The sequence below is a fragment of the Bradyrhizobium betae genome (assembly GCF_004123905.1).
GTDB lineage: Bacteria > Pseudomonadota > Alphaproteobacteria > Rhizobiales > Xanthobacteraceae > Bradyrhizobium > Bradyrhizobium betae_A.
The window spans coordinates 273,687-295,064 of sequence record NZ_MZXW01000015.1; the positions used below are offsets into that span (position 1 = coordinate 273,687).

The 21,378-nt window shown below is 65.3% G+C and carries 23 protein-coding genes; 12 read left to right on the plus strand and 11 right to left on the minus strand.

Annotated features, from left to right (window positions below):
* Positions 1 to 144: 144 nt before the first annotated feature.
* Positions 145 to 924, minus strand: a complete 780-nt coding sequence (locus tag B5V03_RS09080) for a class II aldolase/adducin family protein (RefSeq protein ID WP_129269288.1) — start codon at positions 922 to 924, stop codon at positions 145 to 147.
* Positions 925 to 1,109: 185 nt separating this feature from the next.
* Positions 1,110 to 2,759, minus strand: a complete 1,650-nt coding sequence (locus B5V03_RS09085) for an ArnT family glycosyltransferase (protein WP_129269290.1) — start codon at positions 2,757 to 2,759, stop codon at positions 1,110 to 1,112.
* 312 nt (positions 2,760 to 3,071) lie between these two features.
* Between B5V03_RS09085 and B5V03_RS09090 the strand changes: the two genes are divergently transcribed.
* Positions 3,072 to 3,929: a DUF308 domain-containing protein gene (locus tag B5V03_RS09090; protein ID WP_164987887.1), complete on the plus strand. Its 858-nt coding sequence runs from the start codon at positions 3,072 to 3,074 to the stop codon at positions 3,927 to 3,929.
* Between the two features lie 146 nt (positions 3,930 to 4,075).
* The gene (locus B5V03_RS09095) at positions 4,076 to 4,492 is read left to right on the plus strand and encodes a MucR family transcriptional regulator (RefSeq protein WP_129269294.1); all 417 of its coding nucleotides are present in this window, start codon (positions 4,076 to 4,078) and stop codon (positions 4,490 to 4,492) included.
* A 5-nt stretch (positions 4,493 to 4,497) separates the two neighbouring features.
* Here B5V03_RS09095 and B5V03_RS09100 read toward each other — a convergent pair whose 3' ends face one another.
* Entirely contained in the window at positions 4,498 to 4,926 is a 429-nt protein-coding gene (locus B5V03_RS09100; protein ID WP_129269296.1) for a SufE family protein, read from the minus strand.
* Positions 4,927 to 4,995: 69 nt separating this feature from the next.
* Positions 4,996 to 5,424, minus strand: coding sequence for a DUF5330 domain-containing protein (locus tag B5V03_RS09105; protein WP_129269299.1), 429 nt, complete (start codon positions 5,422 to 5,424; stop codon positions 4,996 to 4,998).
* A gap of 410 nt (positions 5,425 to 5,834) precedes the next feature.
* On the opposite strand from B5V03_RS09105, the gene B5V03_RS09110 reads away from it, so the two are divergent.
* The 3 genes from B5V03_RS09110 to B5V03_RS09120 all read left to right on the plus strand — a co-directional run bounded on the left by B5V03_RS09110 (position 5,835) and on the right by B5V03_RS09120 (position 8,800).
* A complete protein-coding gene (locus B5V03_RS09110) occupies positions 5,835 to 7,688 on the plus strand; it encodes a PAS domain-containing sensor histidine kinase (RefSeq protein ID WP_164987888.1) in 1,854 nt (617 codons plus the stop codon).
* Complete coding sequence (locus B5V03_RS09115) at positions 7,681 to 8,385, plus strand: peptidoglycan-binding domain-containing protein (RefSeq protein WP_129269303.1); 705 nt, start codon at positions 7,681 to 7,683, stop codon at positions 8,383 to 8,385. Before B5V03_RS09110 ends, B5V03_RS09115 begins: the two co-directional genes overlap by 8 nt.
* Positions 8,386 to 8,455: 70 nt before the next feature.
* Positions 8,456 to 8,800: a DUF1491 family protein gene (locus tag B5V03_RS09120; protein WP_129269702.1), complete on the plus strand. Its 345-nt coding sequence runs from the start codon at positions 8,456 to 8,458 to the stop codon at positions 8,798 to 8,800.
* A 361-nt stretch (positions 8,801 to 9,161) separates the two neighbouring features.
* Here B5V03_RS09120 and B5V03_RS09125 read toward each other — a convergent pair whose 3' ends face one another.
* Positions 9,162 to 10,139 carry a DUF2336 domain-containing protein gene (locus tag B5V03_RS09125; protein ID WP_129269305.1) on the minus strand — a complete coding sequence of 326 codons (978 nt, stop codon included), beginning with the start codon at positions 10,137 to 10,139 and terminating at the stop codon, positions 9,162 to 9,164.
* 254 nt (positions 10,140 to 10,393) lie between these two features.
* Between B5V03_RS09125 and B5V03_RS09130 the strand changes: the two genes are divergently transcribed.
* The 3 genes from B5V03_RS09130 to B5V03_RS09140 all read left to right on the plus strand — a co-directional run bounded on the left by B5V03_RS09130 (position 10,394) and on the right by B5V03_RS09140 (position 12,463).
* Positions 10,394 to 10,582, plus strand: a complete 189-nt coding sequence (locus tag B5V03_RS09130; protein WP_129269307.1) for a hypothetical protein — start codon at positions 10,394 to 10,396, stop codon at positions 10,580 to 10,582.
* A gap of 15 nt (positions 10,583 to 10,597) precedes the next feature.
* Positions 10,598 to 11,359 (plus strand): hypothetical protein, encoded by a 762-nt coding sequence (locus tag B5V03_RS09135; RefSeq protein ID WP_129269309.1) that lies wholly within the window; start codon positions 10,598 to 10,600, stop codon positions 11,357 to 11,359.
* Between the two features lie 138 nt (positions 11,360 to 11,497).
* Positions 11,498 to 12,463, plus strand: coding sequence for a tripartite tricarboxylate transporter substrate-binding protein (locus B5V03_RS09140; protein ID WP_129269311.1), 966 nt, complete (start codon positions 11,498 to 11,500; stop codon positions 12,461 to 12,463).
* Positions 12,464 to 12,467: 4 nt separating this feature from the next.
* Here B5V03_RS09140 and B5V03_RS09145 read toward each other — a convergent pair whose 3' ends face one another.
* The gene (locus B5V03_RS09145) at positions 12,468 to 13,325 is read right to left on the minus strand and encodes a LysR family transcriptional regulator (RefSeq protein ID WP_129269313.1); all 858 of its coding nucleotides are present in this window, start codon (positions 13,323 to 13,325) and stop codon (positions 12,468 to 12,470) included.
* A gap of 94 nt (positions 13,326 to 13,419) precedes the next feature.
* Between B5V03_RS09145 and B5V03_RS09150 the strand changes: the two genes are divergently transcribed.
* Complete coding sequence (locus tag B5V03_RS09150; protein WP_129269704.1) at positions 13,420 to 14,247, plus strand: MBL fold metallo-hydrolase; 828 nt, start codon at positions 13,420 to 13,422, stop codon at positions 14,245 to 14,247.
* A gap of 9 nt (positions 14,248 to 14,256) precedes the next feature.
* Here the strand turns inward: B5V03_RS09150 and B5V03_RS09155 are convergent, their stop codons facing one another.
* The 3 genes from B5V03_RS09155 to B5V03_RS09165 form a co-directional block, all read right to left on the minus strand.
* Complete coding sequence (locus B5V03_RS09155; RefSeq protein WP_129269315.1) at positions 14,257 to 14,832, minus strand: amino acid synthesis family protein; 576 nt, start codon at positions 14,830 to 14,832, stop codon at positions 14,257 to 14,259.
* Between the two features lie 8 nt (positions 14,833 to 14,840).
* Entirely contained in the window at positions 14,841 to 15,704 is an 864-nt protein-coding gene (locus B5V03_RS09160; protein ID WP_129269317.1) for a fumarylacetoacetate hydrolase family protein, read from the minus strand.
* A 96-nt stretch (positions 15,705 to 15,800) separates the two neighbouring features.
* Positions 15,801 to 16,502, minus strand: a complete 702-nt coding sequence (locus B5V03_RS09165; RefSeq protein ID WP_129269319.1) for a GntR family transcriptional regulator — start codon at positions 16,500 to 16,502, stop codon at positions 15,801 to 15,803.
* A gap of 109 nt (positions 16,503 to 16,611) precedes the next feature.
* Between B5V03_RS09165 and B5V03_RS09170 the strand changes: the two genes are divergently transcribed.
* The 3 genes from B5V03_RS09170 to B5V03_RS09180 all read left to right on the plus strand — a co-directional run bounded on the left by B5V03_RS09170 (position 16,612) and on the right by B5V03_RS09180 (position 19,574).
* Entirely contained in the window at positions 16,612 to 17,604 is a 993-nt protein-coding gene (locus B5V03_RS09170) for a zinc-dependent alcohol dehydrogenase family protein (RefSeq protein ID WP_129269321.1), read from the plus strand.
* Between the two features lie 13 nt (positions 17,605 to 17,617).
* Entirely contained in the window at positions 17,618 to 18,523 is a 906-nt protein-coding gene (locus B5V03_RS09175) for a VOC family protein (protein WP_129269323.1), read from the plus strand.
* Positions 18,524 to 18,596: 73 nt separating this feature from the next.
* The gene (locus B5V03_RS09180; RefSeq protein WP_129269325.1) at positions 18,597 to 19,574 is read left to right on the plus strand and encodes a tripartite tricarboxylate transporter substrate binding protein; all 978 of its coding nucleotides are present in this window, start codon (positions 18,597 to 18,599) and stop codon (positions 19,572 to 19,574) included.
* A gap of 91 nt (positions 19,575 to 19,665) precedes the next feature.
* On the opposite strand, the gene B5V03_RS09185 is transcribed toward B5V03_RS09180, so the two are convergent.
* Together B5V03_RS09185 and B5V03_RS09190 are read right to left on the minus strand one after the other, a co-directional pair.
* Entirely contained in the window at positions 19,666 to 20,106 is a 441-nt protein-coding gene (locus B5V03_RS09185) for a GFA family protein (RefSeq protein ID WP_129269327.1), read from the minus strand.
* 148 nt (positions 20,107 to 20,254) lie between these two features.
* Positions 20,255 to 21,334 (minus strand): Cj0069 family protein, encoded by a 1,080-nt coding sequence (locus B5V03_RS09190; RefSeq protein ID WP_129269329.1) that lies wholly within the window; start codon positions 21,332 to 21,334, stop codon positions 20,255 to 20,257.
* Positions 21,335 to 21,378: the final 44 nt, after the last annotated feature.

A 21,378-nucleotide genomic window follows, 5' to 3' on the forward strand; every position in this document is an offset into this window, starting at 1 on the left:
CGCAATTTTGTCGCGAGCTCCTCGCAATGACGGGTGTGGCGGCGACCTGCCCCAAATAAAAACGCCGCCCGGAATTGGGCGGCGTTTCATTCCGAAACGTGCAGAGGTCGTTCGAAAACTATCCTACACGAAATCCCAAGAATTTCAAGACCGGTAGCCCGGCAACTCGCGGTCGAGCTTGCGCAGCAGGGGCGGCCACACCAGGTTGGTCGCGCGCAGCTCGGCGCGGTCGCGGTTGGCGAGCAGCTCGGTGTTCTTGTCGATCGCGATATCGTCGACCGGATAGACCGGGGTGCCCAGCGCGCGGGTGCGCACCTGCATCGAGCAGGCGCGCTCGAGGTGGTACATGCGCTCGAAAGCGGAGGCGACCGAGCGGCCGACCGTCAGCGTGCCGTGGTTACGCAGCAGCATGTGGTTGTGGTCGCCGAGGTCCTTCTGCAGCCGCGGTCGCTCGTCGTGGTCGAGCGCGATGCCTTCATAGTCGTGATAGGCAAGGTCGTGGGTGACGAGCTGCGCGGTCTGATTCAGCGGCAGCAGCCCCTCGGCCGAGCTCGACACCGCGGTGCCGTCGAGGGTGTGGAGATGCAGCACGCAGGTCGCGTCCTCGCGCACCTCGTGGATCGCCGAATGGATGGTGAAGCCGGCCGGGTTGATGCTGTACTCGCTCTCGGACAGCTGGTTGCCGTGCAAATCGACCTTGACCAGGCTCGAGGCCGTGATCTCGTCGAACATCAGCCCGTAGGGGTTGATGAGGAAGTGATGCTCGGGGCCGGGCACGCGGGCGGAGATGTGGGTGTCGACCAGATCGTCCCAGCCGTACAGCGAGACGAGGCGATAGCAGGCGGCGAGATTGACCCGTTGCTGCCACTCGGCCTCCGTCATATCAGACGGCACTTCCTTCAGGCGCGCTTCCGCTGGTGACATGGCTGGTCTCTCCGAAACATCGTTGTTGCGGGGAGGGAGCGTAGTCGCGGTGATGGCAGGCGGCAAGGCGCACAAAGCGCGGCAGTCAAGCGTAGCCCGCATGGAGCGCCAGCGGAATGCGGGGGGCGGTCGCTGTCCCGGATGTCGTTGGCGCTACATCCGGGCTAGGAGTCAGGAGAAAATTATTACGGCGCCGGGATCGAGAGCAGGCTGGAAATGCTGCTGCCGCGGATGTCGTAGACGCGGGCGAACACCACGTCGTCGCGCTTGATCTCGACCAGAACGGGCGCGGTCAGGCCCTTGCAGTAGAACTCGCCGAGCGTCATGGCGAAATCGGCGGCATTGGAATCCCAGCCGATGGTGAAGTCGGGCCCGAGCGCGACCTGGGCGGGGCGCTGCGGACCGCACACCGCGACCTTCCATTTGCGGTTGCGCGGCGGCGCTTCCTGGCGTTCCACGAGCTGCTCGCGCAGCTCATCCGAGGCCTGCTTCAGCGCCAGGCCCCAATAGTCCAGCATGAAGCGGTCGTCGGCAGAGCGCACGGTGCCGGCGATGTGGTTGAAATGCGTATATTGATAGGGATGCAGACGGATCATCTCCGCGAGCGGCAGCGCGAGGCCAAAGCAGAAGGTGGCGAGCACGACCGGCTGCCAGGCACGATGATTGGCGCGCAGGCGCTCCATGGTCCAGGCGAAGGCGACGCCGCCGAGCACCGCCATCGGCGGGATCACGAAGACGAAGTGGCGGATGCCGTTGTACAGCGCCGGGCGTTTCACCATCGCGATCGCGAGCGGCAGGGTCGCCGCCAGCGTCAGCATCAGGAGGATGGTCTTGCGGCGCCCCGGAACCTCGCGGCGGGGCAGCATGGCGAAGGTGCTGAACACCGCGCCGCCCAACAGAATCAGCATCACCTCGGACAGCTGCAGCGCGAACAGCGTCGGCAAATAGGACCAGGGCATGTCGGGCACGGACACGATCGCGCCGTCGAACATCTCCTTCCAGGGCTTCTCGAAGAAGTGCGAGAAGTAGGTCAGCGCCTCGAAGGGATTGCCGGGCTCCATGATCGACCACGGCCAGATCAGGCCCATCACGAGATAGCCGAGCGCAAGCCCGGGCAGCAGCACATAGACCACATGGACAAAGCGGCGGGCCGCCTCGCGCAGGCCTTCGGTGCGCAGCTCCTCCAGCAACAGCGGCATGAAGCCGATCACGGCGTAGACCAGCGAAAGGCCGCCGAGAACGCGCGTGCCGAGCGCGAGGCCGGCACCCAGGCCGACGATCAGGATGGTGCGCGGCGAGGGCTGCGGATATTCCTCCGCGAGCCGGACGAGACCCAGCATCAGGATGATCATCGCCACCGCGAAGGGTGCATCCTTCGGGTTCATGAACATGTGGCCGTAGAAGATCGGGCAGAGCGCGAGCAACAGCACCGCCGCAAGCCCTGCAAGCGGTCCGCCGATGCGGCGGCCGAGCCGCCAGGTCACGGCAAGTCCGATCAGGCCGACAATCGCACCGACCAAGCGACGCGTCTCGAACAGCTCGAGCGGAATGACCTTGTGGAGGAGGGCGGCGACCATGTCGAAGCCGCCGCCATACATATAGAGATTGGCAAAGGAGAGCGCCGCGGTGTCCCTGAAGCCGGAACCGTACATGCGCAGCAACAAATCGGCGTATTCAGCGTGGGTGTAATCGTCCCAGCCGAGCCCGTAGTCGCGGAAGGTCAAGCCTGCAATGACGGCGACCGCCGCCAGCACCAGCATGGCGAGATCGTCGCAAGTCCGTTCGACCGAGCGCCGCAGAGGCGTGTCGATCGCCGAAGTCGTGATGGATGTCATGGCTATTGGTGACCCGGAATCCCCTCTTGGCCCTGCCGGTGCGCGCGGGCCATTTCCCCGGAATCCCTATAGCGCAGTTCCATTACCAAGTAATTGGGCATTATGGCTAAATTCCTGATGCGACGCAGCAAATCCTTGCAACCCGGAGCAGACTAGCAGTAACGATCCGTAGCTGAAGGGAATGTGAATAAGTCCCTGATTTCCTTCCTCTAAGGAACGCTGCCAACAATTGGCCGTTGGCGAGGAACACAGTATGACGGTATCGTGGCGTAGAGGATGTCGCGCGTGGACGCGCGGCTTGGGGTGAGTTCGATGACCTTGGCATTGTTGATCGCGGGCATCGTCGCCGTCGTGGCGGGCCTCCTTGCGGTCGCTTTTGGCTTTTCCGTCAGGGAATTCAGCCTTGGCAGCACCCTCATAATCTCCGGCACGATCGGCGTCTGCTCCGGAATGTTACTGGCTGGTCTCTACGTCGTGGTCGCGGAGCTGAAGGGCATCGCCCGCCGGCTGGCCGGCGCACCGTCCGAGGTTCTGGTCAGGCCGGTGCTGCCGGGTCTCGCAGTGCCTGGAGCTCCCGCGCCGACGCCTGCTCCGGCGATGCGGACCGAGCCGATGGCCCCGCCAGCGCCCGCCGCGCCTCCGCCATGGCAAGGTGAAGCACCGGTGCGGGAGCGATCGCGGGTCGAGCCGCCGTCAGTTCCGGAGCCGGACATGCCGACGCCGCCTGACGCTTCGGAAGCGCCGCGCCGGCGCAATTTGCTGTTCGCCTCGACCTCGCGCAGGGAACGCGAACGCGCGGAGGCAAAGGCCACAGACGGTACGCCGCCATCGCAGCCGCATGCAGAGCCCGCCGCCCCGGACACGCCGCCCGCAAGCTTCGACGACGCCTGGCCAAAGCAGGATCGGATGCGCCCTCCTGAGCCGCCGGCCGCCGCGCGCCACCCGCCGCCGCGCTCGCGATCGACCTTTACCGAGGCCGCACCGCCGCCACCACCTGCGCCCGAGCCGGAGGTCGAGCATCCGCCGGTGACCGTGCTCAAATCCGGCATCGTCGACGGCATGGCCTATTCGCTCTATTCCGACGGCTCGATCGAAGCGCAGATGCCGGAAGGCATGATGCGCTTTGCCTCGATCGACGAGTTGCGCGCCCATCTCGACCAGCGTGGCTAAGCCGGGCATTCACAAGTAAAGTGCTGCCGCTGTCGTCAGTAATCAGCCCATATTCGTCTGTCGTCTTATTTCAGCCGAACGTATTGTTGACACGGAATACTTTGGTGGCGTCTCTGCCAGGAGGCGCATGAGGGAAAGGTCGGGCCATGTCGGATGCCGGGGCCAAGAATTTCATTGAGCTGACGGCGAGCATCGTGTCGGCCTATGTCGGCAACAACCCGACGCCGGCCGCCGAGATCCCGAACCTGATCAGCCAGGTGCACGGCGCGTTGGTGCGCGTCTCGTCAGGCCGCACCGAGGCCGTGCCGCTCGAGCCGGCAAAGCCGGCGGTGTCGCTGAAGAAGTCGATCGCGCCGGACTATCTGGTGTGCCTCGAAGACGGCAAGCGCTTCAAGTCGCTGAAGCGCCATCTGCGCACCCAGTACAATATGACGCCGGAGCAATATCGCGAGAAATGGGGCCTGCCCGCCGACTATCCCATGGTCGCGCCGAACTACGCAGTGGCGCGCTCGCAACTGGCAAAGCAGATGGGTCTGGGACAGCAGCAGCGGAAGCGGAAGTAAAATTCCTAGGACGCTTCCGCGAGCGCCTCTTTCGCATCGGTCTTGATGCGCTCGACCATCGATCGCAGGCCGTTGGAGCGTTGCGGGCTCAGATGATCGCGAAAGCCGAACTCGTTGAACACCGCGATCGCGTCGGTGGCGAGGATCTCCTGCGGCGTGCGGCCGGAATAAAGCGAGAGCACGATGGCGACCAGCCCGCGCACGATATGCGCGTCGCTGTCGCCGCGATATTTCAGGATCGGCGCGCCACCATCGCGGTCGACCAGCTTCTGGAGCCAGACCTGGCTGACGCAGCCATTCACCTTGTTGGCGGCGGAATGCTCGGCCTCGGGCATCGGTTCCAGGGTGCGGCCGAGCTCGATGACGTACCGGTAGCGGTCGTCCCACTCGTCCAGAAGCTCGAAATTGTCCCTGATGTCGTCAATCGTCGTCATATTGGCCCAAAGTTCCTCTTTGGGCCAATATAGGGACGGAAAGCCGTGAAATCGATAGGGTTTGGGGGGCTAATTCGCCGCCGCAGGGCCGCGCCATTCCAGCGCGAGGTCGTCCTGGCTCAGAGTGTCGCGCGGCGCCTCGCCCGATGCGGCATCGCCTTCACCGGCCAGCGCGATCGAGCCGGTGTGGTCGGGCGCCTTCTTGTCGCTCTTGTCGGGCTTATCGAGCTGCTCTTTCTTCTCGTTGATGATCTGGTAGATCTTGCGCGCGCCGTCCTGGGCGCGCTGGCCGATGATGGTCGCGGCCTGTCCGCCGACCTCGCAGGCCGCTGGCTGGCGCTTGCAGAACTGGGTCATGTCGGAGACGGCCGCGGTCGCGGCCTGCACCGCGTCGGCAGCACCGATCTGCGGCAGCTTCTCCGATTCGGGTGTCTTGTCCCGCGGCAGGAGCACCAGCACCAGCCCGAGCCAGAATGTGATGCGGAGCAGAAAGCGCATCTTATCGACCTGTACGTTAGATCCCGCCGCGGCGATCCCCGCAGAGCGTGTCGGACCTAGCAACTCTCGATAAATCGCAAGTGATTGCCTTCCGCTTAATTCGCGGAAAATTTACGCAAAAATTGTCGGAAGTCGCAGTCTCGTAAATTTTCCATTGATGCCCATGCCCGTAATTCCGCCGGGTTCACATATCCACCAATTCGAAACCATGAGAAGCAAGGTGAAACCCTGTGTTCACCATCCCCGCTGAAGACGTCGTCAAATCGTCTAAAAAGCTCCGCGATGACACGGTGTCCGGCTGCACGCGGCATCGCCTTAGCACTCGTTTAAGGTCGCTCTGACACGGTGGCTCAACGATAAGGAGGCGTTCCGGCGCGTCTTCTCGACGAGTGAGCCGAAGCGCGAGACCCGTGACAGTTTTGAGTATCATCCGCGATTGTCTCGATGCGCTGCTGCATCCCTCCGCGCGTTACGATGCGCTGACGCGTGCACGCCATCGTGCCTTCATGGCGCCGCGGCTGCTGGGCAGCCTGGCGGCTTTTGCCGCATTCCCGGTTTATCTCGCCATGCGTGGCGCGCCGAGTGCGGTCGAGGTCGCAGCCTTCGCCTGGCTGATCGCGCCCATCATGTTGTCCTGGTTCCTGTCGCGCACCGGACGCTACGAAGGCGCGCATGTGCTGTCGTCGCTGGCGCTCGCCGGATTGATCATGGCGGTTGCGGTCACGACCGGCGGCATCGAATCATTTGCTGCGGTCTGGCTGGTCGTGGTTCCCCTCGAAGCTGCGCTATCGGCCTCGCGTCGCGTCGCGGCCTTCGCGTCGCTGCTCGCGCTGTCCTGCGCCGGAATGCTGATCCTGGTCAGCCAGCTCGGCTGGCTGCCGGTGGAAGAGCCGGGAACCGCGCAGCGCGGCGTGCTGATGGCGTTCGGCGTCGCTTCAGCCACTCTTTATGCTGCGGGCCTTGCCTTCGGCGCGGAATCGCTCGCCCGCACCAGCGTTGCGCTGCTGTCGCGGGAGGAGGAGCGTTATCGCCTGCTCGCGCGCAACATGAGCGACGTCATCTCGCGGCATCAGCGCAACGGCGCGGTGCAGTTCATCTCGCCGGCCGCAGAAGTCATGCTCGGCATATCAGTGGCGCAGCTGCACGGCCACGGCCTGTTCGACCGCGTCCATGTCGCCGATCGTCCGGCCTATCTCACGGCGCTGTCCGATGCCGCGCGCGGCGACGTCCGCAGCGTCGAGTTCCGGTTGCGGCGGGAGCCTGTCGGCTCCGAGCGCAATCAGGTCGATTTCATCTGGGTTGAGATGCGTTGCCGTCCGCTCGACCAGGATCTCGGCCGTGATGCCACGCGCGAGGCCGAAGTCGTCGGCGTGATGCGCGACATCACCGATCGCAAGCTGTCCGAGCAGGCGCTCGATCAGGCCCGCAGCGCGGCGGAAGCGGCCGATGCCGCCAAGACGCGCTTCCTCGCCACCATGAGTCACGAGCTGCGCACGCCGCTCAATGCCATCATCGGTTTCTCCGAGATGATTGCGCAGGAGCAGACCTTGATGCTGGCAGCCAGCCAGCGCAAGGAATACGCCCAGCTCATCAACGATTCCGGTCAGCATCTGCTGTCGGTCGTCAACGGCATCCTCGACATGTCGAAGATGGAATCGGGCAATTTCGAGATTGCGTCGGAGCCATTCGCGCCGCGCGCCTCGCTGATGCATTGCTGCAATCTGCTGGCGCTGAAGGCGCGGGAGAACGGCATTGACCTCGTCACCGACGCGCCGCAGGATTTGCCGGTGATGACCGGCGATCCCAGGGCCTTCAAGCAGATTGTGCTCAATCTCGTCGCCAACGCCATCAAGTTCACCGAGCGCGGCGGTCAGGTCTCGGTCACCGCCGCGGTGACGGGCTCGCAGCTCACGCTGCGCATCAGCGACACCGGCGTCGGCATCGCGCCCGACGATCTCAAGCGCATCGGCGCGCCGTTCTTCCAATGCGGCAAGACCTATCAGCGCCGTCACGAAGGGACCGGTCTCGGCCTTTCCATCGTGAAGAGCCTTGTGGCGTTGCATCTCGGTGAAATGACGGTACAAAGCAGGCTCGGCGAGGGTACCGCCGTCACCGTCAAGCTGCCGCTTGTCTACACGCCGCCGCAAACGAAACCGGCTGAGCGCAAGATCGCGACGCTGACGCCGGTGCTGCGCCAGGAATCTCATAGCGAACCTCACGAAGACCTTCAGGATCAACCTGCTCCGGTGAAGAAAAGTGCCTAAGAAGTCTGCCAAAGGCGAAGCCGCTCCGCGCCGTCGTGGTGCCAAGGCCGCGGTTGTCGATGTCGAGACCGAGCGCAACCTTGTGATGCGCGTGCTGCTGCACAGCCCCAAGGATACGCTGGCCGGCCTCGTCGCCGTTGCCGCCATCACCGCGATCGTTGCCAACGCGCTGTTCCTCCAGACCGGCCGGCACCCGGCGCCGATGTTCGGCACCGTGATCAATCTTCCCGCGCCCTCGGCGGTAGCACTGTCCAATCCCATGCCGCGTCCGCGCCCCGTCGGTGCCGACACCTCGCCGCTCGAGCCGAAGGCGACCGAGTTTCGCGTCGAGCCGAAGCCTGCCGAGAAGGCGCCTGAGAAGCCCGCCGAGACGACAGCCTCGACGTCGCGCACCGGCGATCCCATGACCAATCTGGTGATCAAGGCCACGACACCGCAACCGTCCGCGGTCGCCGTCGCGCGTCCGCCGGCGCCGATCCCGGTGCAGCAGAGCCCGGCCGCGAAGCGTATCGCCGGCGTGCAGCGCGCGCTGTCCGAATACGGCTACGGCAATTTGAAGATCACGGGCGCGATGGGCGCAGAGACCCAGTCCGCGATTCAGAAATTCGAGCGCGAGCACAAGATGCAGGTCACCGGCCAGGTGTCCGACCGCCTGCTGCGCGAGCTCGGGGCCGCGATCGGTCATCCCGTCGAATAAGCGTCATCGCTGAGCGAAGACTGAATCTTGGAGGCTGGTGCTGATTGCAGCGCTGGCCTATCGTGCGCTGATGCGTTTGAAATCAAATATCTGGGTCTCAGCCTATCTGCGCCGGTGCCAGACCGAGGGCGTGTTCGGCGCCGTGCGCCGTCGCGGCGCCGAGGAGGCGGGCGCGGTGTTCGTCAAAGTGTCGCTGCTCGACGGCAATGCGATGCTCTACGTGCCGGCGCCGCAGACCTCCTATGATGACGGCCGGCCGGTCGATCGCTTCTTCGTGCCGCTTGCGCCGCAGCCGATGCCGGAGCCAGCCGTCGAGGAGCGTCTGACCAAGGAACTTCGCTTCGATCCGGATGCCTGGATCGTCGAGACCGAAGACCGCGCCGGGCGGCATTTTCTCGACCTGGCGAAGACCTAACCGCCGTCATTGCTATGACGGAGTGCGGAGTAGCGGCGTCCACCTCTCTCGTGTCCCGGACGCGCTGCAACGCTCTTGCGTTGCGGCGCAGAGCCGGGACCCAGCAGGCTGCGGCACTCGCTGCTGCGTAGGCCCCGGCTCTGCAGCGCATCGCTAAGAAGCGCTGCGCTGCGTCCGGGGCACGAGACCGCAGGCTGGCGCGCTGCCGGGGCAGCATCGTCATTGCGAGCATAGCGAAGCAATCCAGAATCCTTCCGCGGAGGCATTCTGAATTGCTTCGTCGCAAGAGCTCCTCGCAATGACGAGCTTGGGGAGGTGTCGCGCGCCCCACATCCACTGTCGCTGCCTGTGAAGATTGGCGTTACCGATCCGACGATCCACCGGTGCCGGTCCGCGCCCCAGACGCGGAGCCCGGCTGCACGCCCGGCCGCGTCTGGCTGGCACTCGCGCGTGCGCGCTGGCGGTCGCTGTCGTGCAGCGACGGCTGATATTTGGCGCGGGTCACAGCAAGCGTCGAGCCACGCCAGGCCGCCAGCATCACCAGCGCGGAGCGGTCGCTGAGGCGATCGTAGAGCCGCGACAGCCGATAGACCATGTCCACCGAGTTGCCGATCTCGGGCTTGAAGAACAGCAGGATGCGCTGGAAGTTCGGGCTCGGCATGTCGAGCGCGCGCGCTGCGATCGCGAGCGCTTCGCCGCCGGCATCGTCGACGATCTGGCCTGCCACGCGCGAGGGCAGGATCAGGCTGTCGCCGAGTTCGAAGGTGAAGTTTTCGGCGTCGTTGGCGATCGCCGCCATCTCCAGGATCTGGATCGCGCGCTTGGCGCGCACGGTCGGAATCCGCGGTGCGGCCTTCAGCGGCGTCTGCGCGAGATTGTGCAGGATCAGCGCGCGCTCGGTTGCGCCGGCGCGGAAGAACATGTCGTGGATCTCGGCGGCGTCCTTCGGCTGCATCTCCAGGTTCGCGGCCATGCGCTGCTCGGCTTCGGTCGGCGCGCGCGCCGGGGAGGGCGCTGCCGGGGGCGAGGGGATTTCGCGCGCGAGCGGGACCCTGCGGCCTTCCTGGGCCGCGACCAGCCCGAGCTTCTGCAGGACCGGGACGGGCGTCTGCGGATAGATCGCAAGCTTTGCCCTGACGGAGGCGCGCGTCGCATCGTCGACCTGGTCGATCAATCGTGTGGCGAGCTCGACGAATTGGCGCTGCTCGTCGTCGCTGTGGATGCGGGTCTGGACATAGAGGTCCGTCAGCACGCGCAGCAGCGTCGGGCGAACATCGACGCCTTCGCGACGGGACAGGTTCATCAACCCGTCGAATCCGGGAAACAGCGACTTGGTCATGGAGGCGTACGCAACTCGGAAAAGATACTCGGCCCGAGGCTAGCGCAGGTTCCTTTAAAGGCTCGTTAAGGAAAACGAGGCGTGAAGCCAGCCCTGCAATTTAAGGGCTTCTCGTGCCGCAACGGGACGGGCTGGCCGGGCCCGTGCGGTTACGGTCCAAAGCCCATGTTTACACCCCGTTAACCATAAACTGATCCTAATGCCCCTCATGTTGCAGGAGCGCATTTCATCGCGCGGCAATTGAGAGAGCTGACATGGGGACCATCATCGAATTTCCGGCCGGTCGCCGGGTAGGCTCATCGGGGGACGTGGCGCCGAGCGCGGACATGGGGACCATTCTGATCCTTCCCGTGATCCGCATCGAGCGCGAGGCGGACGAAACCAGCGGCGATCGCGGGCCGGAAGCAGGCACTGCGCCGGGACGTCGTCGTCGCCGTCGTTGACGTCAGGTTTTTGCAATGCCGGACACCATTCGCCATCTCCGGCCTTTCGGTACGGCCCTCCTGCTCGCAGCTGTGGGCGCGAGCCTTGCCGCCTGTAGCGGCGGCGATTTCGGCCGTACCCGCGAAAGCATGCGCAGCGACGACATGCATAGCTGGCTCGGCGCCGAGGTCACCGGCAGCCTCGGCCTCAAGCCATCGCAATTCCAGCTGACCGACGAGGAGCGCCAGCTGCGCGACCTCGCTTATCCCCTGATCGAGCCGCCGCTGTCGCGCCCCGCGTGGAAGAGCGTGTTCGGCGACTACAAGGCCTTGCCGTCGCCCTGGCAGCAGAAGGTCGTGTTCGACCGCACCATGTATGGCCGCACGCTGATCGACGAGCCGCACCGCTCGCATTCGTCGCGCTATGCGCAGCTGATCGAGGACGTGCGCAACGACATCACCCGTTTCGAGCCGTTTTTCGCCTCCGCGATCCGCGTCATCGACCTCGACAAGAAGCGCAATGCCAGCATGGCGCGCGTCTCCGCCCTCTCGCCGAAGGAGAAGGAGGATGCGGTCGCGCGCATGCAGGAGAACTCGCTGATCATCCAGTGGGTGCAGCAATGCCTGGAGCAGCGCGTCTCGTCCTATCGCTGGGGGCTGGAGCGCCTCGTGATCCAGGCGCCCGACGGCATGGCCGCCGACGCCGACCGCCTGATCGGCGAGCTCGCCGCCCAGACCACCAATCCGCCGGTCCAGGCGCAGCCGCCTTACGGCCGCGCGGTGGTCTCGAAGGGCTGATCAATCAAACTGTGTGTGCCCGGCGTGGCGGTTCCAGCGCCGCCGCTGCCGTGCGCGACCGCTGGATGAATCCGTTTTCCCGATAGCAGCAGAGACCGGAATGCGCTCATATGGCGCCAATGATAACCGGAGGAAAACATGCGTCTCATCGCCATCGTGTCGGCTCTGCTTCTGTCGCTTGGGTCTGCGGTCGCCCAGGACTATCCGACCCGGCCGATCACCATGCTGGTGCCGTTCGCCGCCGGCGGCCCCACCGACACCATCGCGCGGCTGACCGCAGCGGGCATGGGGAAATCGCTCGGCCAGCAGATCGTCGTCGAGAACGCGACCGGCGCAGGCGGCACCATCGGCACGACCCGCGCCGCGCGGGCCCAGCCGGACGGCTACACGCTGCTGATCCATCATGTCGGCATCTCGACCGCGGCCACGCTGTATCGCAATTTGAGCTATGACACGAAGACGGCGTTTGCGCCGATCGGTCTGGTGACCAATGCGCCGATGACCATCATCGCGCGCCCGGATTTTCCGGCCGACACGCTGAAGGACCTCGTCGCCTACGCCCAGCAGCAGGGCGACAAGCTGACCTACGCCAATGCCGGGCTCGGCGCAGCATCGCATCTCTGCGGCATGCTGTTCATGACGGCGATCCAGAAGCAGCTCACCACGGTGCCCTACAAGGGCAACGGTCCCATCATGAACGATCTTCTCGGCAAGCAGATCGATCTCACCTGCGACCAGGCGACCAATACCACCGGCCCGATCACCGCAAAGCAGGTCAAGGCCTATGCGATCACGACCAAGGAGCGGCTGAAGAGCCTGCCTGATCTGCCGACGGCCGACGAGGCCGGCTTGAAGGGTTTCGAGCTCGGCGTCTGGCACGGTGTCTATGCCCCGAAGGGCACACCGCCGGCGGTCGTTCAGAAATTGGTGACGGCGCTCCAGGCGGCCCTCAAGGATCCCACGCTGATCGCCCGGTTCAACGACATCAACACGGAACCGGTCGCGCAGGACAAGGCGACACCGGAAGCTCTGTCGGCGGTGCTGACGAGCGAGATCGATCGCTGGGCTCCGATCATCAAGGCGGCCGGCCAGTTTGCCGACTGAGCGGTCACGGCTTGCGAAGGGGACGTTGTCTCCTTCGATCCGGCTTGCGCCGCTGCTTCTGCAATTTCCCGACGAAATCCTTCAGCGCATCGGCCAGCGGCGCGGATGCGCGGTAGGCCAGCCCGACCTCGCGCTTCACCCTGACCTCGATCTCGCGCACGGCGACATCGGGATTGCCGCGCGCCACCCCCTCGGGGACGATGGCAATGCCGACGCCGGCGGCGACCAGTGCCATGGCCCAGTCTTCCGATTGCGCGATCGCCGCCGTGTGGCGACGCTGCGCCGTGCGGCCGAAGAATTCGCTCTGTTCGCAATGGCAGCGATCGATCAGCGGGGCGTCGGCGAGATCGGCGGCGCGCAGCTTGTCCTTCAGCGTCAGCGGATGAGACGGCGGCAGCGCCGCGACATAGCGCTCGCTCCACAGCGCGACGAAATGCTCGTCCGCGCGCAGCATGGTCTTGGAAATGATCCGCGCATCGGCGCGCTCGTCGTGGCCTACGAGGCGAAGCGCGATGTCGCTGCGCGCCGTCAGCGGCTTCAGTAGCGCGATCGTGCGGGGCACGTCGAGCGTGCGCATCAGGCCGAGCGTGACGGTGGTCCTGGTCGCCGGCTTCCTGAACAGGCTGCGGGCGGCATCGGCTTCGTCGATGATGCGGCGGGCTAGGGTGTGAAACTGCTCGGCCGAGGCGGTCGGTGCGACGCCCTTTTTGTGGCGGATGAACAGCGTGGTGCCGAGCTCGGCCTCGAGATGGGTGATCGCGGTCGAGATCGACGGCTGCGACACGAAGCAGGCGCGTGCCGCGGCGGTCAGGTTGCGTTCGCGGTAGACGGCAGCAAAATAGCGAAGCTCGCGGATGTCCATAGGATAGACCTAGAGATAGTATCAATATTCGAGATTTTACCTATGGATTGCGTGATGACAAGAACGCTCCTGTCGCAACAGGCAGGGACGCATGATGAAGATCCACCATCTCAACACCGGCACGATGTGCCCAATGGGTCGCCGCCTGGTGAACGGCACCGGCAGCCTGTTCCAGCGCGCCCGCCTGGTCTGCCATTGTCTGCTGGTGGAGACGAACGATGGGCTTGCTTTGGTCGATACCGGCATCGGCCTTGGCGATATCGCGACACCCGAGCGGCTCGGTCGCCGATGGGTGCGCCAGACCGCGCCAAAACTCGATCCGGCGGAGACGGCGGTCGAGCAGGTGCGGGCGCTCGGCTATTCACCCAGCGACGTGCGCCATTTGCTGTTGACCCATCTCGACCGCGATCACGCCGGCGGCGTGCCTGATTTCCCCCATGCCGCGATCCATGTCCATCGCGCCGAATACGACATGGCGGTGCTGCGCAAGCCCGCGCCGCCTGACGGGCGCTATGTCACGGGGCAGTGGAGCCATGGACCGCGCTGGGCGTTCTATGGCGAGGCCGGTGAAGACTGGTTCGGCTTCAAGGGCGTGCGCGCACTCGGCGACAAGGAAGCCGACATCCTGATGATCCCGCTCGCCGGCCACACGCGCGGCCATTGCGGCATCGCTGTGCGATCAGGCGAGAAATGGCTGCTGCATGCCGGCGACAGCTATTTCCATCACGCCCAGCTCCACGCATCGCCGCGCGTGCCGCTGATGCTCGGCTACTTCCAGCGCAAGGGCGACATGGACCGGGACATGCGGATCGCCAACCAGGCGCGGCTGCGCGCGCTGAAGCAAAACCACGGCGACCGCGTGAGGATCGTCAACAGCCACGATCCCGTGGATTACGAGAGTTGCCGGTGCGGCGCGCATTGAGCGCGCCGATCAGCGCTGGCCGTCATGCACGGAGATGTCGGATGCCTTGAGGCCGCCGATGCGGGCGTGAGGGCGGCCGCCGGTTGCCATCACGAGGCCGAAAGCGATCTCGTCGCGCCGTGGCGCATCCCACAGTGTCATCTCCGCGGTGCCGAAATGGCTGCGGACATAGGCGGCATGGATATGGCCGAGCGGCACCATCAAGCGCGTGCCGGGACCGCCGATGGTCTTCGCGGCCGGAACGATCGCCTTGGGTTGTCCCAGCACCTCGCGCATGCCGTGGCCGCCGGCTTCGTGCCAGACCGCGCCGTGCTCGAGCTCGCCGTCTTCGCCGACGATGATGCCCTTGCCATAGGCCTCGATGCGCGATGCGCCGCCGAGCTGCGCGATCAACGCGCTTGCGAGCTCGCGCCCGAGCACACGCAAGGACGCCTGAAATGGCATCAGGTCAGTTTCGAAGCGGCCGGCGAAGGGATTGCGGATCACCGCAATTGCCGTTCCGACCAGCAGCGGCTTGTCCAGGCGGGGGCCGCGCTCATGCAAGATCGTCTCGACGCTGAGTGCGGACTTGCGGATGTCATACATGCGCGGCTCTAGGCCTCGTCCACGACGGGATTGCTGAGCACGCCGATGTTCTCGATCTCGACCTCGACCACGTCGCCCGGCTTGAGGAACACCGGCGGCTTGCGGGTGAAGCCGACGCCGGCCGGCGTGCCGGTGGCGATGACGTCGCCGGGGACGAGGTCGAAAATGGTCGAGGCGTACTCGATCAGCCGCGGGATCGAGAAGATCAGCATCGAGGTGTCGGAGGATTGCACCACCGCGCCGTTGACGCGGGTCTCCAGCTTCAGCTTGGTGGGATCGCCGATTTCGTCCGGCGTAACCAGCCACGGTCCGAATGGGCCGGTGCCGACAAAATTCTTGCCGGAGGCAATCTGCTGCGCATGCCGCTGCCAGTCGCGCACGCTGACGTCGTTGTAGATCGAGTAACCCGCGACGTGAGTCCACGCGTCGGCTTGGCTGATGTGGCGGCCGCCCTTGCCGATGACGACGGCAAGCTCGCCCTCCCAGTCGAAATTGTCCGAGACCTTCGGCCGGATCACCGGCGCGTTGTGCGCGACCTGGGAGCGCCAGACCCGCAGGAAGATCGGCGGGAATTCGGTGATCTCGCGCTTCATGCCGAACGCCACCGCCTCGTTGTGGTGATCGAGATAATTGCGCACGGCGCAAACGATCTTTTCGGGGCGCGGGATCACCGGCAGGTATTTGATGTCGCTGAGTGCCATCGTGGGCTTGTGCTTGGCGACGATGGAATCGCGGCGGGCGTAGTCATCGCTGCCGAGGAAATCCGCCAGCGTCGGATACTGGGGCAGGGCGCGGCCGAAATCGACCACGCCGTTTTCGACAACGGCCCCCCAGCTTTCCCGATTTCCGTCCAAGAACGACAGCAGCTTCATGGTTTCGCCCCGAAGGTTAGTATTTTCGATATTGTCTATTATTTTCGAAAATGAAGGCGGGCGCAAGCCCGCCTTGCGCAAAAATGCCGGCGCGGCCTATTCGGTGTCGAGCAGGTGCCCGGCGTATGTCGCGACGTTGTCGGAGGTCGAACGGATATGCGTCTCGATCAGCTGCACGGCGAGATCCGCGTTGCGCGAGATCGCGGCCTGCATGATCGCCTGGTGCTCGCCGGCCTTGTCGCGCGGGCGGGGGCGGAAATTGGCCGATAGGTGCCGGTAGCGCTCGGCGCGGTCGAACAACTCGGCGCGGATGGCGAGCAGCGTCGCGGAGCCGCAGGCGGAGACCAGCGCCTGGTGGAACTGGCGATGGGCGACCTTCCATTCGGGATCGCGCAAGGGGTGCTCGGGATCGCGCTGCTCGATCCGCTTCAAGCGGTGCAGTGTCGAGATGACAGCGATTTCCCAGTCGTCATTGCCGCGCTCGATCGCGCGGCGGATCAGCTCCACCTCGATCAGCACCCTGGCGTCGGTGACTTCCGTGAGGTCCTGGCGGCTGACCGGCGCGACGCGAAATCCGCGCTGCTCCTGCGCATCGACCAGCCCTTCCGCGGTAAGCGCGGTCAGCGCCTCGCGCAACGTCGTAAAGCTCGCGCCGAACCGTTCGCGCAGGACGTCGAACCGCAACGGCTCGCCCGGCGGCAGCGCGCAGGCGATAATCTCCTCGCGCAGCCGATGGGTGATGTCGGCGGCAATGGTCTTGCCGAATTCCTTGCGGGGACGAATGGCGCTGTCGGGCATGGCTCTGCCAATGAATCGATGCCTTAAGATGCCGCGCCAACGACCGTCTTGCAATAATTTTCGTAAACGGTATGATTTTCGAAAATATGGTCCAGGGAGCAGTGAAATCATGAGGGCGGTGCTGGTGCGTCAGCCGGGAGGGCCGGATGCACTTGAAGTGGTCGAGCTTGCCGTGCCTGTGCCCGGACCCGGCCAGGTGCAGATCCGGGCCGAGGCGTTCGGGGTCGGGCAGCCCGACGTGCTGATCCGGCGCGGCGTCTACAAATGGATGCCGCCATTGCCGGCCAATCCCGGCAATGACGTCGCCGGCCGCATCTCCGCGCTCGGGCCCGGCGTCGAGGGCTTTGCCGTCGGTCAGAAGGTGCTGCTGAGCGCACGCGATCTGTCCCAGCGCGGCGGCTGTTACGCGGACTACGTGGTCGCGCCGGCGGACGCCATTCACGCGCTGCCCGATCATGTCGATCTGCAAGCGGCCGTGTGTCTCTCGAACTACCAGGTCGCCTACGCGCTGCTGCATGAGTGTCGCCATCCGCGCGCGCCCGCAAGCGTGCTGGTGATTGGCGCCGCCGGCGGTGTCGGCACCGCGCTGGTGCAACTGGCAAAGCTCGCGCAGATGAAAGTCATCGGCACGGTCTCGACCGACGAGAAGGCCGCGTTCGCGAAGGCGAACGGCGCCGATCACACCATCTTCTACCGCCGCGAGGACGTCGTGGCGCGGACGCGTGAGCTGACAGACGGCGAGGGCGTCGGCCTCGTGCTCGACCACGTCTGTGGTCCCGAGTTCACCGGCTATCTCGGCGCGCTCGGCAAATGGGGCACGCTGCTCTCGTACAACGCCTTCGCCGGCCTACCGGAGGAGAATCTGATGGCGGCGATGCGCGAACATCTCGACATCTGTCCGGCCGTGCGCTGCTTCTCCTTTCATATCTACGACCACGATCGCGACGGCCGTCGCGCCCTGATGCGCAGCGTGATCGAGGCGTTGAGCGGCAATGCGATCAAGCCGGCGATCTCGGCGGTCCTGAAGCTCGACGAGGTCAGGCAGGCCCATACGCTGCTCGAGCAGGGCTCCGCGCTCGGCAAGATCATCATGACGCCATGAGGGGGACCGCACCATGACGGCACCAGCACCCATTGCACGGTTCACGCGGCTCCGGCACGCGACCTTCGCTTCGCCCGATCCGGAGCGTTTGCTCGACTATTACCGCGGCGTGATCGGCCTTGGCCTCGTGGGCCGCGACGGAAGCCGCATCTGTCTCGCCAACGATTGCGAGCAGCTCTCGCTGGTGATCGAGCCCGGTGCAGCGGCGCTGACCAGCATCGCCTTCGAGATATCGCCTGACGTCCAGATCGAGGCGCTGGGCGCCGCGCTGAAGCAGGCCGATCTGCGGCCCGAGCTTCGCAGCGATCCCCTGCCTGGCGTGTCCCGGCTGCTGACTTTCAGTGATCCCGAAGGCACGCGCTTCGAGCTGATCCAGGGCTGGACACCGACGCCCGCGCAGGAGCGGATCGCTGGGCTCGCCGTGACCAAGCTCGGCCATGTCGCGCTTCGCACGCCCGATCCGCACGCGGCGTCGGAGTTTTATGCGAACGTGATGGGCCTGCGCGTCTCCGACTGGATCGAGGACCGCTTCGTCTTCATGCGCAGCGGCTTCGAGCATCACACGCTGAATTTTGCGCGCGCGCCCGATCGCGGCCTGCATCATTTTGCGTTCGAGCTGCGGGGCCCGGCCCACATGCACCTGGCGTGCGACCATCTCGCGCGGCACAAGCTCCCCGTGCTGTGGGGGCCGGTGCGCCATGGCCCCGGGCACAACACCGCAATCTATCATCGCAATCCCGACGGGCATCTGGTCGAGCTGTTTTGCGATCTCGACCGCATGACCGACGAAGAGCTCGGCTATTTCGAGCCGCGTCCCTGGCACCGCGATCGTCCGCAGCGGCCAAAGGTCTGGGTCGGCCTGCCGCGCGACGTCTGGGGCATGCCGCCATCACCTGATTGCACGGAGTTCGCACGTTAAGCGAACTGACGACGACTTGAAGAACGCCGCCTCGCTGCGGCCAACGACATAACAATCAAAGGGAGAAGCATCCATGCATCGGATGAAGCGGCTTGCTGCGGCCATTTTTCTGTTGGGCATTTGCCTCGCAACCAATGCTGTGTCGGCTGACACCTATCCGTCGCGCCCAATCCGGCTGCTGCACGGGTTTGCCGCCGGTGGGGCCGCCGACACGCTGTCGCGTATCATTGCCGACGGGCTCTCGAAGAAGCTCGGCCAGCCGATCATCGTCGAGGCCAAGCCCGGCGCCGGCGGCAACATTGCGGCGGATGCCGTTGCGAAAGCGGCGCCCGACGGCTACACGCTCGGTCTCGTCACCGGGGCGCACGCGATTTCGGCGGCGACCTACAAGAGCCTCGCCTACCAGCCCGCTGACAGCTTTGAGATGATCTCGACGCTGGTCTACTACGCGCTCGTCATCGCCGTGCGCAACGACCACCCCGCAAAATCGCTGGGCGAGCTCATCGCCACCGCCAAGGAGAAGCCCGGTGCGCTCAGCTTCGGGTCGGTCGGCTTCGGCAGCACGCATCACCTCGCAGGCGAGCTGCTGAACGCGACCGCCGGCGTCGAGATCGTGCACGTGCCGTATCGCGGCGATTCCCAATCCGTCACTGCGCTGCTCGGCGGTGAGATCCCTGTCATCGTCGGCACGCCGGTGCTGCTTGCGCCGCAGATCCAGAGCGGGGCCATCCGCGGCCTCGCGGTGACCTCGCCGACGCGGACCACGCTGCTGCCCGATGTCCCCACGGTTCAGGAAGCCGGCATCAAGGGCTATGACGTGCGCACCTGGGCCGGCCTGCTCGCGCCGAAGGGAACGCCGCCGGCCATCATCGCCACGCTCAATGCAGCGACGCTCGACGTGCTCAAGGACCCCGACATCAAGCAGCGTCTGGAGACCGCCGTCGGCGGTGAGGTCCGCGGCAGCTCGCCGGCGGAGATGAAGACGCTGATCGAGACGGAGATCGCCAAATGGATCGGCGTGGTGGAGCGGGCGAAGCTCCCGAAGATCTGATCCGCGGAAGGTCGCAGCGCGTGCCGATCAAGCCGTTGGTGTCATCGATAGAGGCGCCACCGGCCTGAGAGGGCGATGCGCTTGCTGGCGGTCATGGTGCAGAGCTCTCGTCGGCCGGGATGAAGCGGAGTGTGCCGGCCCGGCGCGTCGGCTTGCCGGTGTCGTTGGTGTGATTGATGCCATCCATGACCGGCACGTCAGCGAAATCGAACGGGCTGACCCCGTCGAGGCAAGCCACGTTGACGGCATAGAGAGTGGTGTCGGATCGCCGCTGATGATGCGTGTAGATTCCGCAAGCCGAACAGAAGAAGTGCTGCGCCGATCCGGTGTGGAAGCGGTAGCTCGTGAGCGCATCCTCGCCTTGCAGGAATTTGATCCCGCCCATTTCCGCCATGGCGACGACGGCGCCTCGCATGCGGCAGTAGGAGCAGGTGCAGCGGCGGATCGCATTGAAGCCGTCGCTGAGCGTCACCTCGAAGCGCACCGCGCCGCAATGGCACTGCCCGGTCCGAACGTTCACCTCGTCCACCATGTTGCTTGTGTCTCCTGCTCGGATCGCCTCTGCCGACGAGCTATCAAGATCCGCGCGGGCGGGCCAGTCTTTTGATGACGTTGTTTGGCCGTTTTGCCCGACGTGCCAAAGGACGCGCCGGCGCGTTCCCGCGAACGCGGTCGCCCGTCTACCCGTCGAAGCCAGCCTTTTCAGTCAGTGACAGGCGCAGCTTCACCGTCCGCGCGATCGCTGCCGGCGCCTCTTCCGGGATCGCAAAGCAGGAACTCGCGTTGATCTCGCACAGAACATAGGTGTCGGCACCGGCGGCATCGCGTGGCCCGTACAGGAAGTCCGCGTCCCAGATCACCGGCAGCGAGGTTTCAGCGATGCCGAGCGTCTCCATCATCTGCGGCGTCCATTCGTCCTCCATCGATCTTCGTAGCGCCTGGAGTTGCGGCGCATCGGGTCCGTGCATGATCCGTGGGCCCGGCTGTGCTTCAGGCGAGTCCGGCCCTTCCGGCGGCGGCGGGATCAGGGCTTTGATCCGCTGCTGCCCAAAGCCCGCGACCTTTGCGCCGCTCATGTAGCAGCGGATCATGCCGTCGGGCAGGCGGGGTTGAAACGCTTGGTCGATGATGCAGCCGCCCCAGCCGAAATAGGGCTCGCACCGCGCGATCAAGGCGTCGAGCGGCATCTCCTCGGGCATGCTTCCGCGCTGCGCGTGAAGCACGCGAACCATGGCGTCCGCGTTCGAGAGCGCCTCGACTTTCCAGACGCCCTGGCCTCCGTTGCCGCGATTTTGCTTCAGCACGCGCGGGCCATTCACCCGAAGCCGTGACGGAAACTCGGCACGGAAGCTTGCGGCGGTGTCATAGCGATGCGTATCCGCGCCCCAGCCGAGATGACGCGTTCGGTACAGCACCTCCTTGACGCCCATCTTCAGGATCACGTCCGGATGTGCGCTCACCCATGGTCCTTGTGCCGCGACGTCGCGCAGCAGCGGGTCGAGCGCCTCGCGCGTCTTGCCCTGATGGATCGGGTCGACCCAGACCAGCACGCCGTCGACCCCCAGCAATTGATCGCGGACGGCGTCGGCAAAAGTCTCGTCGTAGATCACCGGCCGGGCCTCGATGCCCGCGGCGGCGAGGGCTTCGAAGACGCGGACGAAGCGGCTGTTCTGCGCCGTCGTGTCACGACGCGCGGCGGCGTCTCCGCGTGACAGGATGGCGACGATATGTCGGCGGGAAGGGTGTCGTTCGGTGTCCATTGCGCAAGCTCCATGAATGGCGTGCTGCGCAGAGCTTGGACCGA

Excerpts from the sequence above, each read along its gene's own strand:
- B5V03_RS09080 (WP_129269288.1), bottom strand. The coding sequence starts at position 924 with ATGTCACCAGCGGAAGCGCGCCTGAAGGAAGTGCCGTCTGATATGACG.
- B5V03_RS09185 (WP_129269327.1), bottom strand. The coding sequence starts at position 20,106 with ATGGTGGACGAGGTGAACGTTCGGACCGGGCAGTGCCATTGCGGCGCG.
- B5V03_RS09160 (WP_129269317.1), bottom strand. The coding sequence starts at position 15,704 with ATGAAGCTGCTGTCGTTCTTGGACGGAAATCGGGAAAGCTGGGGGGCC.
- B5V03_RS09165 (WP_129269319.1), bottom strand. The coding sequence starts at position 16,502 with ATGCCCGACAGCGCCATTCGTCCCCGCAAGGAATTCGGCAAGACCATT.
- B5V03_RS09145 (WP_129269313.1), bottom strand. The coding sequence starts at position 13,325 with ATGGACATCCGCGAGCTTCGCTATTTTGCTGCCGTCTACCGCGAACGC.
- B5V03_RS09180 (WP_129269325.1), top strand. The coding sequence starts at position 18,597 with ATGCATCGGATGAAGCGGCTTGCTGCGGCCATTTTTCTGTTGGGCATT.
- B5V03_RS09175 (WP_129269323.1), top strand. The coding sequence starts at position 17,618 with ATGACGGCACCAGCACCCATTGCACGGTTCACGCGGCTCCGGCACGCG.
- B5V03_RS09140 (WP_129269311.1), top strand. The coding sequence starts at position 11,498 with ATGCGTCTCATCGCCATCGTGTCGGCTCTGCTTCTGTCGCTTGGGTCT.
- B5V03_RS09125 (WP_129269305.1), bottom strand. The coding sequence starts at position 10,139 with ATGACCAAGTCGCTGTTTCCCGGATTCGACGGGTTGATGAACCTGTCC.
- B5V03_RS09135 (WP_129269309.1), top strand. The coding sequence starts at position 10,598 with ATGCCGGACACCATTCGCCATCTCCGGCCTTTCGGTACGGCCCTCCTG.
- B5V03_RS09150 (WP_129269704.1), top strand. The coding sequence starts at position 13,420 with ATGAAGATCCACCATCTCAACACCGGCACGATGTGCCCAATGGGTCGC.
- B5V03_RS09120 (WP_129269702.1), top strand. The coding sequence starts at position 8,456 with ATGCGTTTGAAATCAAATATCTGGGTCTCAGCCTATCTGCGCCGGTGC.
- B5V03_RS09155 (WP_129269315.1), bottom strand. The coding sequence starts at position 14,832 with ATGTATGACATCCGCAAGTCCGCACTCAGCGTCGAGACGATCTTGCAT.
- B5V03_RS09085 (WP_129269290.1), bottom strand. The coding sequence starts at position 2,759 with ATGACATCCATCACGACTTCGGCGATCGACACGCCTCTGCGGCGCTCG.
- B5V03_RS09105 (WP_129269299.1), bottom strand. The coding sequence starts at position 5,424 with ATGCGCTTTCTGCTCCGCATCACATTCTGGCTCGGGCTGGTGCTGGTG.
- B5V03_RS09100 (WP_129269296.1), bottom strand. The coding sequence starts at position 4,926 with ATGACGACGATTGACGACATCAGGGACAATTTCGAGCTTCTGGACGAG.
- B5V03_RS09190 (WP_129269329.1), bottom strand. The coding sequence starts at position 21,334 with ATGGACACCGAACGACACCCTTCCCGCCGACATATCGTCGCCATCCTG.
- B5V03_RS09170 (WP_129269321.1), top strand. The coding sequence starts at position 16,612 with ATGAGGGCGGTGCTGGTGCGTCAGCCGGGAGGGCCGGATGCACTTGAA.
- B5V03_RS09130 (WP_129269307.1), top strand. The coding sequence starts at position 10,394 with ATGGGGACCATCATCGAATTTCCGGCCGGTCGCCGGGTAGGCTCATCG.
- B5V03_RS09095 (WP_129269294.1), top strand. The coding sequence starts at position 4,076 with ATGTCGGATGCCGGGGCCAAGAATTTCATTGAGCTGACGGCGAGCATC.
- B5V03_RS09090 (WP_164987887.1), top strand. The coding sequence starts at position 3,072 with ATGACCTTGGCATTGTTGATCGCGGGCATCGTCGCCGTCGTGGCGGGC.